This is a genomic window from Desulfovibrio piger, from assembly GCF_951793255.1.
Classification (GTDB): Bacteria; Desulfobacterota; Desulfovibrionia; order Desulfovibrionales; family Desulfovibrionaceae; genus Desulfovibrio.
In genome coordinates this window covers 904,223-917,379 of sequence record NZ_OX636706.1, presented here as the reverse complement: position 1 = coordinate 917,379, position 13,157 = coordinate 904,223, and the positions used below count along the sequence as shown (strand labels likewise).

Below are 13,157 nucleotides of genomic sequence, written 5' to 3'. Positions count from 1 at the left end.
ATCACTTTGAAATAAAATGATTATTTTTAGCGTTATCTCCGGTCTCCGCGCTGTCCTCAAGCCCGAGGAACAGGCGCACGGCCCCCTCCACGGCCGCAAGGGACACCAGCGTGTCCAGACAGGGGCCGCAGGGGCGCTGGTTGAGGATGCCGAAGACCGGCAAGGGGTAGCTGTCCTGGATGCCGGAGGTGAGGTCCCGTTCGCAGGCCACGGCGATGATCATGCGGGGCCGCGTCTGGACCACGATGCGCCGGGCGATGGTCCCGCCGGTGGCCAGCGCCAGATGGAAACCGTAACGGTCCCGCAGCTGCAGCAGGCCGCCCACGGGGCATTGTCCGCAACGGCGGCATAGGTCCACATTATGGTTGAGACGGTGCGGGCAGGCGCTGCGCTGGATGCAGTGCGGCAGCAGCAGGAGCAGCCGCTCCGGCCGCACGCGCGGGCGGTCGGCCAGCACCAGTTCGTTGTTGACCTTGATGAAGGAATGCCGCACCCGCTTGCGCTCCATGCGCACCACCTTGGCCAGCAGCTCCATGAGCGGGAAGAACAGGCGGATGGTCACATGGCGCACGCTGCTCACCCCGGGGAGATAGCGCCCCGTGTAGACATGCCAGACCAGCGTGCCGCACATCCAGATCAGGGCCAGGATGCCTGCCCCGCCCACCAGCATGCACAGCAGCGGCAGCCAGGTGAGGGTCTGGCCATAGTCCGACCAGGGCAGGATGAGGAAGAAGGCCAGAGCCAGACAGGCCACGCAGCAGGAGGCCAGCATCAGGCCGATGAAGATGCGCTTGCGCCCGCCGCCGTACTGACTGGCGGGCAGGGAATAGGGAGACTTTCGTAGCATAGGACTCCAGTGAAGGCCAAAAACGGCCACACGGCCGAAATGGCCCACAGATGCCCTGTACGGCATTTTTGTTCATCAGCCATGCCGGGCATCAAAAAAAGAAAGAAAAGCGCTCATATGGCCCGCCATGACAGGGGCCTTCAGGACACACCGGACGGACTTGTCGTCATGGTCACAGCGCTGCCATCCTACACCAAAGCCCGCCGGGACAACAGATGCCCCTTGCCTTCCCTCCCGGCAGGAAGACTGCCTGTGCCTGCCCCCTCCTTTTCACCACAGCCATCGTACCTGTCCCCCTGGAGCTGGAGCTCTCCCCTTTGTGAGCAGGCACGACGGATGCGCCCTTTCCGGCTCATGCCTGCAGAGGGTGCGGGATACTTCCCGGCCCGGTGTAGGACTCTCCACCGGAAAAGGTCGCCCTGCTGCGCCCCCTGCCCGTCCGCATGGACACGATGGCTTCGGGACGCGGACGGCAGGAAGACGGCAGATGGACAGGCGCCGGAACCTGGCCTGCCCCCTCCCCGTATCCGCCCTCCTCTTGACAGACGGCCCGCAATAATGTCCCCTGCCCTGAAAGGAGGACGTATGAGACAATGCATGGATGCGGAGAACCTGCACCGCCGGATGAAGAAGCTCATGGGCCAGTTGCAGGCCATCGACCAGATGATCGACAAGGACGTGCCCTGCGAGGACATCCTCATCCAGATCAACGCGGTCAAGGGCGCCCTGCACCGGGTGGGCCAGATCGTGCTGGAAGGCCATTTGCAGCACTGCGTGCGCGACGGCATCGAACACGGGGATGCCGACGCCACCATCGCGGCCTTTGCCAAGGCCGTGGAACATTTTTCCCGTCGCAGCTAGCCGGGCCTGCCCGGCTTTTTTTTGTCCCCTGCTTGACTACCTATACCCCTATAGGTATCTTGAGGGCCGATCCAATACATTTCCACCCCGCCTGTCCCCGCGCACATCCGCCGCAGAGCCTTCCGCACATGCCGGACCTGTGGATGCCCATGACGCCCCCGGACAGACAAGGAGGCCCCATGCTGGCAGACGTCAAGGAATGGCTCAGGGAAGAACCCCGGCAGGCACTGGCCCTGGGTATCTCGGCAGTGGCCCTGCTGCTGAGTTTTCTGGAAGTTGTCCCCGGTCCTGTGGATCCGGCCTGGCTGGCCGTGCTGCTGTGCGGCGTGCCCATCATCAAGGAAGGCGCCGAAGGCCTGTTCACGCGCTTCGACATCAAGGCCGACGTGCTGGTCTCGCTGGCCCTGCTGGCGTCCGTCATTATCGGCGAGATCTTCGCCGCCGGTGAGGTGGCCTTCATCATGCAGCTGGGCGCCCTGCTGGAGGAACGCACCGTGGCCAAGGCCCGGGCGGGCATCGAGCGGCTGGTGCATCTGACCCCGCGCACGGCCCGGCGCCTGGACGGCACGGCCGAGAGCATCATCCCCGCCGAAGAGGTACGCGTGGACGACCTGCTGCGCGTGCTGCCCGGCGAGACCATACCGGTGGACGGCATCATCGTCAGCGGCCAGACGGCCATCGACCAGTCGGTCATGACCGGCGAGTCCCTGCCCGTGGACAAGGGCCCCGGCGATACGGTGTCCAGCGGCACGGTGAACCAGTTCGGGGCCTTCGACATGCGCGCCGTCAAGGTGGGCGAGGACAGCTCCCTGCAGCGCATGATCCGCCTGGTGCAGTCCGCCGACGCGGGCAAGGCCCGTATCGTGAGCCTGGCCGACCGCTGGGCCACCTGGATCGTGGTCACGGCCCTGACCGCCGCTGCGGGCACCTGGATCGTGACCGGCGAAGTGCTGCGCGCCGTGACCATCCTGGTGGTCTTCTGTCCCTGCGCCCTGGTGCTGGCCACGCCCACGGCCATCATGGCCGCCATCGGCAATGCCACCCGCCACGGCGTCCTGGTCAAGGAAGGGGACGCGCTGGAGCGTCTGGCCCGCGTCAGGGTCGTGGCCTTCGACAAGACCGGCACCCTCACCCGGGGCACTCCCGGCGTGGCCCATGTGCACAGCGCCCTGCCCGAACTCGCGCCGCAGCAGCTGCACCTTCTGACCGCCGCCGCGGAGCGGCGCTCCGAACACCCGCTGGGCAAGGCCATCGTGCGGGACGCGGGCACGCGGGACATCCCCGAAGCCGAGGATTTCCGCATGCTGCCCGGGCGCGGTGTCTCCGCTCGTGTGGACGGCCATGCGCTGCTGGCGGGCAACGCTGCCCTGTTGCAGGATAACGGCATCGCCCTGTCCCCCACGGACAAGGAAGAAGCGCAGCGCGCCCTGGATGCGGGCCAGAGTCTTGTCTATGTGGCCTTGGACGGCCATTTTGCCGGTTTCATCGCCCTGGCCGACAGCCTGCGCAACACGGCTGCCGCCACCCTGCAGGGTCTGCGGGACGCGGGCGTGTCCACCATGCTGCTGACCGGCGACAACGAGGCCGCCGCCCGCAGCGTCAGCGCGGGCCTGGCCCTGGACGGTGTGCGCGCCAACTGCCTGCCCGCCGACAAGCTGGAATGGATCGCGGACAGCCAGCGTCAGGAGCGGCCCGTCTGCATGATCGGTGACGGCATCAATGACGCCCCCGCCCTGAAAAAGGCCTTCGTGGGCGTGGCCATGGGCGGCATCGGCAGCGACATCGCCGTGGACGCCGCCGACATGGCCCTGGTGCATGACGACATCAAGGAACTGCCGCACATCTTCGCCCTGTCCCGGCGCATGATGCGCACCATCACCCTCAATCTGTCCTTCTCCATGATCCTCAATTTCGCGGCCATCTTCCTGGCCATGGGCGGCCTGCTCTCGCCGGTGCTGGGCGCTCTCGTCCACAACGCCGGTTCGGTGCTGGTCATCATCAATTCGGCCCTGCTCCTGAACTGGCGCCACAAGGAGGCCGGAAGGTAGGACCGGCACTGTTTTTCAGGGGAAGGGGAACCCCTCTGCCAACGCGAGAGGGGTTCCCCTTCCCCCTGCCCCCCATCCCTTCCTCAGCGCGTTTTATTCAGGAAAATATGCTCCAGGGGATGCCGTATCTCGCACTGACGATCCACTCCCCAAATCCAGAGACTGCCAAAACCAACAGTCACCCGCAGAAAAAACAGAAAGGCCGCTCCTGACGGAGCGGCCTTTCCTCTCTCTTTTCGGTCCATGTGCGCTGTCACTGCCCGCCGGTCAACGACGGGGACGGGTGACGTCACCTGGATAACGTTTTTTCAGGGTTGGGGGCGTGAGGGAAGGGGCGGTTTTTACAAAAAACGCCCCTTCCCCCACAAAAAATATCTACTCGCCAAAAGGCACGGCCATGCCGCACACGCCATGCTGGGCCGGGCGCAGATGGCCGTTGACGAAGGCCGCGGCCTCCATGTCCTTGCGGCCCTGGGGGCGCACCACCAGCAGGCGGTACCAGCGATCGGCACAGGCCACGCACAGGCCTTTCTTGTCCGTACGCAGGCTGCCGGGCTGCACACCGTCGCAGGGCTCGTCCACGCGACCGGGCTGGAGCAGCAGGGGCAGCAGCTCGTCCTGCCCGTCGAAACGGGCCTGGAGACGCGCACCGGGCCAGGGCGTCACGCCGCGGATGCGGGCGTGGACCTCGGCGGCCGGACGGGCCCAGTCGATATAGCCGTCTTCCTTGGCCAGCTTGGCGGCGTAGGTGACGCGGCTCTCGTCCTGTTCCCGAGGCTGGGCGCTGCCGTCGCGGAGCTGGTCCAGCACCGTGAGCAGCAGCTCGCCCCCGGCTTCGGCCAGGGCGTCATGCAGGCTGCCCGCCGTATGCTCGCCGATGGGCACCTCGCACTGGGCGTAGACCGGCCCGGCGTCGAGGGCGGGCACGATGCGCATGATGGACACGCCCGTCACGTCACCGGGCTGCCAGTTTTCCATGACGGCGCGCTGGATGGGCGCGGCGCCGCGGTAACGCGGCAGCAGGGAGGTGTGCACGTTGAGGGTGTCCACCGTGGGGATGTCCAGCACGGCCTGCGGCAGGATGAGGCCGTAGGCGGCCACCACCAGCAGGTCGGGCTTGAGGGAGGCCAGCTCGTCCACCGCGCCTTCCTGACGGAAGTTCAGGGGCTGGTGCACGGGCAGGCCCAGCTCCAGGGCCAGCTTTTTCACCGGCGAGGGCGTCAGCTTGTGGCCCCGGCCAGCCGGCCGGTCAGGCTGGGTGTAGACGGCCACCACGTCGCCGCCGGGCCACCGGACCAGCCGCCGCAGCACGGCGGCGGCCAGGTCCGGAGTCCCCATGAAGACTATCCTTTGCGTTTGAGCCATTTCTTCACCCGGGTGTCGTACAGGGAACGGCGCAGACGGCCGATGCGGTCGATGAAGAGGGTGCCGTCCAGATGGTCGGCCTCATGCTGGATGACGATGGCCGGGAATCCTTCCAGATTCTCTTCCACGATCTTGCCGTCCAGATCCATGTAACGCAGGTGCACGCGCTCGGCGCGCTGCACGTCGGCCCGGTAGTTGAGGGGCACGGAGAGGCAGCCTTCCTGACGGCTGAGCACGGTGTCCTCGCTCAGGGTCAGTTCGGGGTTGATGACGACCCGGGGCTGCTTCTCCTCGTCCTGCGCGGCGGGGTCCATGACCAGCATGCGGATATTACGGCCCACCTGCGGGGCGGCCAGCCCCACGCCGGGGGCCTCGTACATGGTCTCCAGCATGTCGGCGGCCAGCTGGCGGATCTCGTCGGTGATCTCCGTCACGGGCACGCATTTTTCCTTCAGGCTGGCAGCAGGATAGGTCACAATATCCAGAATCATGGCATCCTCCCGCTAGGCCTGGGCGTTCTCGGCGGGTTTGGCGGCTTCCTTGTCGGTCTCGCGCAGGCGCAGACCCAGTTCACGCAGCTGACGCGCGGACACCGTGGAGGGTGCCTCGGTCATCAGGCAGGTGGCCTTCTGGGTCTTGGGGAAGGCGATGACGTCGCGGATGCTGGACGCACCGGAAAGCAGCATGACCAGACGGTCCAGACCAAAGGCCAGACCACCGTGCGGCGGCGCACCGTGCTCCAGGGCCTGGATGAGGAAGCCGAACTGGGCCTCGGCCTGCTCGGGCGTGAAGCCCAGGGCCTGGAACATGTGGCGCTGCACTTCGGCGGAGTGGATGCGGATGGAACCGCCGCCCACTTCGTTGCCGTTGAGCACCATGTCGTAGGCACGGGCCAGGGCGCGGGCCGGGTCGCTGTTCATGATCTCCAGATGCCCGGGCGCGGGCGAGGTGAAGGGATGGTGGCAGGCCACGTAGCGCTTTTCTTCCTCGCTGTATTCGAACAGCGGGAATTCCGTCACCCACAGGAAGTTGAAGGTGTTCTCGGGGATCAGGCCCAGCTGGTTGCCCAGGTGCACGCGCAGGTTGCCCAGGGCGGCGTTGACCATGGCGGGCTCGCCGGCCTGGAAGAAGACGATGTCGCCCACCTGGAGGTCCAGGGCCTCACGGATGCCGGCGCGTTCTTCTTCGGACAGGAACTTGGCGATGGGCGACTGCCACTCGTTTTCCTTGATCTTGATCCAGGCCAGGCCCATGGCGCCGTAGATCTTGACGAACTCGGTGTAGGCGTCGATCTCCTTGCGGGTCATGGATTCGCCGCCGGGCACCTTCATGGCCTTGACCAGCTTGGCCTGGGCAAAGAGCTTGAAGCCGGAACCGCGCACGATGTCGGTGATGTCCACCAGCTCCAGACCGAAGCGGGTATCGGGCTTGTCCACACCGTAGCGGCGCATGGCTTCTTCATACTTCATGCGCGGGAAGGGACGGGGGATGTCCATGCCCATGACGTCGTGGAACACGCGGGCCATGAGGTTTTCGGCCATGGTCATGACCTTTTCCTCGTCCACGAAGCTCATCTCGATATCCACCTGGGTGAATTCGGGCTGGCGGTCGGCACGCAGGTCTTCGTCACGGAAGCAGCGCACGATCTGGAAGTAGCGGTCGAAACCGCCCACCATGAGCAGCTGCTTGAACAGCTGGGGCGACTGCGGCAGGGCGTAGAACTGGCCGGGGTTGAGACGGCTGGGCACCAGGAAGTCGCGGGCGCCTTCGGGCGTGGACTTGGTGAGCACCGGGGTCTCCACTTCCAGGAAGCCGTCGTCGTCCAGCTGGCGGCGGATGGCCTGGGCCACCTTGTGGCGCAGACGCAGGTTGGCCTGCATGCGCGGACGGCGCAGGTCCAGATAACGCCAGGCCAGGCGCAGGTTCTCACCGGCGTCGCAGCGTTCTTCGATGGCGAAGGGCGGGGTCTTGGAGGTGTTGAGCAGCTTCCACTCATGCACCACCACTTCGATGGCACCGGTGACCAGATTGGGGTTGGTCATGCCCTCGGGACGGGGACGCACCACGCCCTTGATGGCCAGCACGTACTCGGAACGCAGGATGTGCGCGTTCTCGTGCGCGGCGGGAGCGATATCGGGGCTGAAAACGACCTGGGTCAGGCCTTCACGGTCACGCAGGTCCACGAAGATGAGGCCGCCGTGGTCGCGGCGGTATTGCACCCAGCCCATGAGGCAGACCGTCTGTCCATCGTTGTCCAGGGTCAGCTGGCCGCAAGTGTGGCTGCGGGTCCAGTCGCCGAGGTCTTCGATGAACTTCTGGTGTTCCTGCTGCACGTCCAGGCTTTGCGTCTGTTCAGTCATTATTTTTTCCCATTGTCAGAATTGGCAGCAAGGAAGTCCGCCGCGGCATCCAGGGACAGGGTCTGCTGCTCACCGCTGTCCATGTCTTTGACGACCACGGCGCCGGCGGCCGCTTCATCGGGGCCCATGATGCAGCAGAAACGGGCATTGGACTTGCCCGCCTGACGCATCAGGCCCTTGAAACCGGCATCGCTGAAATTCATCTCGCCCTTGAGGCCCAGGCCGCGCAGGCGCTGCACCAGGCCGAAGCTCAGGTCACGGCTCTGCGCGTCCATGGCCACGGCATAGAAATCCGGGCGGGGGGCTTCTTCGTCCCCGAGCATGAGGGCCAGGCGTTCCATGCCGCAGGCAAAGCCCACGCCGGGCACGTCGGGGCCGCCCACGCTCTTGACCAGGCCGTCATAACGGCCGCCACCGGCCACGGCGGCCTGCGCACCGATGCTTCCGCTTACCACCTCGAAGGTGGTGCGGCAATAGTAGTCCAGACCGCGCACCAGACGGTGGTCGATCTCGTACTTGACCCCGGCGGCGTCCAGCAGACGCAGCACGGTGTCGAAGTGTTCCTTGCACTCGGGGCAGTTGTAGTCCAGCAGGCGGGGCGCTTCGTCGGTGACGCAGCGGCATTTTTCCTGCTTGCAGTCCAGCACGCGCAGGGGGTTGGTCTCCATACGGCGGGTGCAGTCCTCGCACAGCTGGTCACAGCAGTCCTGGCGGTGCAGATAGTCCACCAGGGCCTGCTTGAACAGCGGGCGGCAGTGGGCGCAGCCCAGGGAGTTGAGCTTGAGCGTCAGATCCTTGAGGCCCAGCGCGGTGAGGAAGCGCGTGAGCATGATGATCAGGTCCGCGTCGGCGTAGGGGCTATGGGAGCCCAGGCATTCGCAGTTGATCTGGTGGAACTGGCGCATGCGGCCCTTCTGGGGACGCTCGTAACGGAACATGGGGCCGGTGGTGAACAGACGGCTCACGGACTCGCGGCTGTAGCGGGCATCTTCCACATAGGCGCGCATGACGCCGGCCGTGGCTTCGGGGCGCATGGTCATCATGCGGCCCTTGCGGTCCGGGAAGGTGAACATCTCTTTCTGCACCACGTCGGTCTCTTCGCCGATGGAGCGCTTGAACAGGTCGGTGTATTCCAGCACGGGGGTGCGCAGCTCCACGAAGCCGTAACGGCTGAAGATCTCGCGCGCGGTATTCTCCATGCGGGTGAACAGCGAGCTCTGCGGCGGATACATGTCCGCGAAGCCCTTGATACGATTAGCGATAACAGCCATGTGAAAAACCTCGGACTAACGGCTGCCGCAGCAGCCGCCGCATTCCAGACGGAGTTTGCCCGACTCGCGGCAGGGCACGGGATAATTGCCGTCGAAGCAGGCCAGGCAGTAGCTGTCGGACTGCATGACGGAGCGCAGCAGGCCGTCGATGCTCAGGTAATGCAGGGAATCCACGTCCAGCATCTTGGTGATCTCGGGCAGGCTGTACTTGGCCGCGATGAGCTCGCCGCGCGAGGCGAAGTCGATGCCGTAGAAGCAGGGGAACTTCACCGGCGGGCAGCTGATGCGGATATGCACTTCCTTGGCGCCCAGCTCGCGCAGCTTCTTGACGCGGGTGATCATGGTGGTGCCGCGCACGATGGAGTCGTCCACGATGCAGATCTTCTTGCCTTCGATCATGGAGCGCACGGGGTTGATCTTCACGCGCACGCCGAAGTTGCGCATGCTCTGCGTGGGCTGGATGAAGGTACGACCCACGTAGTGGTTACGGATCATGGCGTGCTCATAGGGCAGCTCGGCGCACTGGGCGAAGCCCACGGCCGAATAGACGCCGGAATCGGGGAAGGGCATGATGAAGTCCACGTCGGGGGTGGACTCGTGGGCCAGCTGCCAGCCCATCTGCTTGCGGCACTGGTAGACCTGCTCGCCGAAGACGAAGGAGTCGGGGCGGGCAAAGTAGACCAGTTCAAAGATGCACTGGCGGGGACGTTCCGGCAGGGGGCCGCGCAGCTGTTCGCTGTGTTCGCCCTTGCCGTCCATGATCAGCATCTCGCCGGGCTGGATGGGACGCTCGTAGTCGGCTTCCAGCAGGTCGAAGGCACAGGTCTCGGAGGCCAGCACCGGCGCGCCGTCCAGACGGCCCAGGGCCAGGGGATGGAAACCGTGGGGGTCGCGCACGGCCACCATGGTGCCGCCGGCGTAGACCAGCAGGCAGTAGGCGCCGCGCACGCGGGCACAGGCTTCGCGGATGGCGTCCACCAGGTCATGCTCGCGCAGGGCGCGCACGATGAGGTGCATGAAAACTTCGGTATCGTTGGTGGTGCTGAAGATGGCGCCGTCGTTCTCCAGCTCCTCGCGCAGCTCCATGGTGTTCACCAGGTTGCCGTTGTGGGCGATGGCGATGTCCAGCCCCTTGTAGTGGGCCACGAAGGGCTGGGCGTTGCGCGCCGCGGAACGGCCCGTGGTGGAGTAACGCACATGGCCCAGAGAGATGGTGCCCGGCAGGGCCTGCAGGTTGGCTTCGGCGAAGACATCGGGCACCAGGCCCATGCCTTTGTGCTCGTGCAGCAGGCCTTTCTCGTCGATGGTGACGATGCCCGCGCTTTCCTGTCCGCGATGCTGCTGGGCGTACAGACCGAAATAGGTCAGTCGCGCCGCTTCCTCATGACCGTAGATACCCAAAAGACCACACTCGTGGCGAATCATAGCGTTTCCTCACTGCCAGCGCAAAATGCGTTGTTGTCTCCTCCGCCCTGCGGCGGGACCGTCTTCCCTCTCACCGCTCCGGGGCCCGCCTTGCAGGCAAGGCGGCCGACCAGCGCACGGCGGTACAAAGGGCGTGTCATATAACGGCGGGCCGCGCAATGCAAGTCCGCGCCCGCGCCGTTCCTCCCCTGACTCCTGCTCTGCCCCGGACAGGGAAAGAAGGGATGCACGGCCGGGTCTCCCCGGTCCCGTGCCTGCCCGGGTCCGGCCCGGCAGCTGCCGGGGACCGGAACCAAAGGGCGCGGCGTCCCCAGGGGCGCCGCGCCGCGTATCTATTCGTTGCCGTCATCGGCTCCCGCTTCCGCCGGAGCGCTCTCCAGAGGTGCCGCCGCGCTTTCGGGCGCGTCGTCATCGTCCTCCAGGTCGTCCATGCGGCTGCCGGTCTGGCCGCCTTCGTCCACGCGGTCGAAGCCCACCACATGCGCGCCTTCGTCCAGGCGCACCAGCATGACGCCCATGGTGGCCCGGCCCTTGCTGCGCACGTCTTCCACGCCGATGCGCACCACCTTGTTGGCCGAGGTCAGCATGATGAGGCCGTCGTTGTCACGCACGGGCATGGCGCCCACCACGGGACCGGTCTTGGACGTGACCTTGAAGTTGATGATGCCCTTGCCGCCGCGCGACTGCAGGCGGTAGAGGTCCACGCGGGTGCGCTTGCCGAAGCCGTTGGCGGAAATGGACATGATCTCCGTGGTCTGGTCGTTCTCCTTGAGGATGACGCCGGCCACCACCACGTCCTGACGGCGCAGGGCGATGCCCTTGACGCCCGTGGCCACGCGGCCCATGGGACGCACGTCCTTGCAGGCGAAGCGGATGGAGTAGCCGTCGGCCGTGGCCAGCACGATGTGGCTGTCCTCACGGATGGGCCGCACCACCACCAGCTCGTCGTCCTCGCGCAGGCCCACGGCCATGAGGCCGCTCTTGCGGCAGCGCGCGTAGAGCGAGGCCGAGGAACGCTTGACCATGCCGCGCTTGGTCACGAAGAGGAAGTACTTGTCCTCGGCGAACTCGCGCACGGCCAGCACCGTGGTGACCCACTCCCCTTCTTCCAGGGGCAGCAGGTTGTTGATGTGCACGCCCTTGGCCGTGCGGCTGCCCTCGGGCACCTGATGCACCTTGAGCTGGTGCATGCGGCCCTTGTTGGTGAACAGGCACAGGTACTGGTGGTTGGTGGTGGTCAAAAACTCCTGCACATAGTCGTCATCGGAGGTATGCAGGGCCGCGATGCCCTTGCCGCCGCGCTTCTGCTGCTGGTAGTTCTCCAGGCTGGTGCGCTTCATGTAGCCGCGGCGCGACAGGGTGATGACCACTTCCTCGTCGGGGATGAGGTCCTCGATGTCGATGCCGCCCAGGGCGTCGGTGAGCACCTCGGTACGGCGCGGCGTGGCGAAGGTCTCGCGGATCTCGCGGATCTCGCGCTTGAGCTCGGAGCGCAGCACTTCGGGGTTCTCCAGCACGGACTTGAAGAACTCGATCTTTTCCAGCAGTTCGCGGTATTCGGCCATGAGCTCTTCACGCTGCAGGCCGGTCAGGCGCTGCAGGCGCATGTCCAGGATGGCGCGGGCCTGCACCTCGGTGAGCTCGAAACGCTGCATGAGGCCGGCGCGGGCCTCGTCCGGGCTGGCGGAGGCGCGGATCAGGGCCACCACTTCGTCGATGTGGTCGATGGCGATGCGCAGACCTTCCAGGATGTGGGCGCGGGCCTCGGCCTTCTGCAGGTCGTAGCGGGTGCGGCGGATGACCACCTCGCGACGGTGGTCCACAAAGCAGGACAGGGCCGTCTTGAGGTTGAGCAGCACGGGACGGTTGTCCACAACGGCCAGCATGTTGATGCCGAAACTGGTCTCCAGCGGCGTGTACTTGTACAGGCTGTTGATGACGATGTCCGGGATGGTGCCGCGCTTCAGGTCGATGACCACGCGGATGCCCTTGCGGTCGGATTCGTCGCGCAGGTCGGAGATGCCGTCGATCTTGTGGTCATTGACCAGACCGGCGATCTTCTCCACCAGCGAGGACTTGTTGAGGCCGAAGGGGATCTCGCGGATGACGATGGCCTGCAGGCCCTTCTTGCGTTCTTCCACTTCCAGACGGCCGCGCACTTTCACGGTGCCGCGACCGGTGTGGTAGGCATCGGACAGGCCCTTGCCCGCGTAGACGAAGCCGCGCGTGGGGAAGTCCGGGCCCTTGACCACTTCCATGAGGTCCGAGATGGTGCACTGGGGATCGTCCAGCAGCATCTGCAGGGCGTCGCACAGCTCGCCCAGGTTGTGGGGCGGGATGTTGGTGGCCATGCCCACGGCGATGCCCGACGAACCGTTGAGCAGCAGGTTGGGCACCTTGGTGGGCAGCACCGAGGGCTCCTGCAGGGTGTTGTCGTAGTTGGGCCGGAAGTCCACGGTCTCCTTGTCGATGTCGGCCAGGAACTCGCTGGCCAGACGCGACATGCGCACTTCCGTGTAACGCATGGCGGCCGCGGCGTCGCCGTCGATGGAACCGAAATTGCCCTGCCCGTCCACCAGCGGATCGCGCATGGAGAAATCCTGGGCCAGACGCACCAGGGCATCGTACACGGCGCTGTCGCCGTGGGGGTGATACTTACCGATGACGTCACCGACGATGCGCGCCGATTTCTTGTGCGGACGGTTGTAACTGTTGGCCAGCTCGTACTGGGCGTACATGATGCGCCGGTGCACGGGCTTGAGGCCGTCGCGCGCGTCGGGGATGGCGCGCCCGATGATGACCGAAAGGGAATACTCCAGATAGGACTTGCGGAGTTCCTTCTCAATGCTGACTTGCGGCTGCTGTATGCCGCTGTTCTGTTCAGACACGTTTGCCTCGCAGGTAAAATATCAGGTCGGGAGCGGGTCCCGTGTTCTTTCTCAAAGGATGTCGTACCGGGGGAGCCGCCGGGCGGCCCCGC

The 13,157-nt window shown here is 65.6% G+C and carries 9 protein-coding genes; 2 read left to right on the top strand and 7 right to left on the bottom strand.

Annotation, left to right across the window (positions count from 1 at the left end):
* Position 1 precedes the first annotated feature (1 nt).
* A complete protein-coding gene (locus Q4I12_RS04270) occupies positions 2-847 on the bottom strand; it encodes a DUF116 domain-containing protein (RefSeq protein ID WP_168936178.1) in 846 nt (281 codons plus the stop codon).
* A 585-nt stretch (positions 848-1,432) separates the two neighbouring features.
* Here Q4I12_RS04270 and Q4I12_RS04265 point away from each other — a divergent pair.
* Positions 1,433-1,708 carry a metal-sensing transcriptional repressor gene (locus tag Q4I12_RS04265; protein WP_168936177.1) on the top strand — a complete coding sequence of 92 codons (276 nt, stop codon included), beginning with the start codon at positions 1,433-1,435 and terminating at the stop codon, positions 1,706-1,708.
* 179 nt (positions 1,709-1,887) lie between these two features.
* Entirely contained in the window at positions 1,888-3,756 is a 1,869-nt protein-coding gene (locus Q4I12_RS04260; protein ID WP_302260706.1) for a heavy metal translocating P-type ATPase, read from the top strand.
* A 375-nt stretch (positions 3,757-4,131) separates the two neighbouring features.
* Here the strand turns inward: Q4I12_RS04260 and fmt are convergent, their stop codons facing one another.
* The 6 genes from fmt to gyrA form a co-directional block, all read right to left on the bottom strand.
* The gene (gene fmt / locus Q4I12_RS04255) at positions 4,132-5,121 is read right to left on the bottom strand and encodes a methionyl-tRNA formyltransferase (protein ID WP_297137789.1); all 990 of its coding nucleotides are present in this window, start codon (positions 5,119-5,121) and stop codon (positions 4,132-4,134) included.
* Entirely contained in the window at positions 5,100-5,612 is a 513-nt protein-coding gene (def, locus tag Q4I12_RS04250; protein ID WP_297137788.1) for a peptide deformylase, read from the bottom strand. The genes fmt and def overlap by 22 nt, the downstream gene beginning before the upstream one ends.
* A gap of 12 nt (positions 5,613-5,624) precedes the next feature.
* Complete coding sequence (gene aspS, locus Q4I12_RS04245; RefSeq protein ID WP_168936020.1) at positions 5,625-7,481, bottom strand: aspartate--tRNA ligase; 1,857 nt, start codon at positions 7,479-7,481, stop codon at positions 5,625-5,627.
* A complete protein-coding gene (gene hisS, locus Q4I12_RS04240) occupies positions 7,481-8,752 on the bottom strand; it encodes a histidine--tRNA ligase (protein WP_168936019.1) in 1,272 nt (423 codons plus the stop codon). The genes aspS and hisS overlap by 1 nt, the downstream gene beginning before the upstream one ends.
* Before the next feature lie 15 nt (positions 8,753-8,767).
* Positions 8,768-10,177: an amidophosphoribosyltransferase gene (gene purF, locus Q4I12_RS04235; protein ID WP_168936018.1), complete on the bottom strand. Its 1,410-nt coding sequence runs from the start codon at positions 10,175-10,177 to the stop codon at positions 8,768-8,770.
* A gap of 332 nt (positions 10,178-10,509) precedes the next feature.
* Complete coding sequence (gene gyrA / locus Q4I12_RS04230; protein WP_204674512.1) at positions 10,510-13,065, bottom strand: DNA gyrase subunit A; 2,556 nt, start codon at positions 13,063-13,065, stop codon at positions 10,510-10,512.
* Positions 13,066-13,157 lie beyond the last annotated feature (92 nt).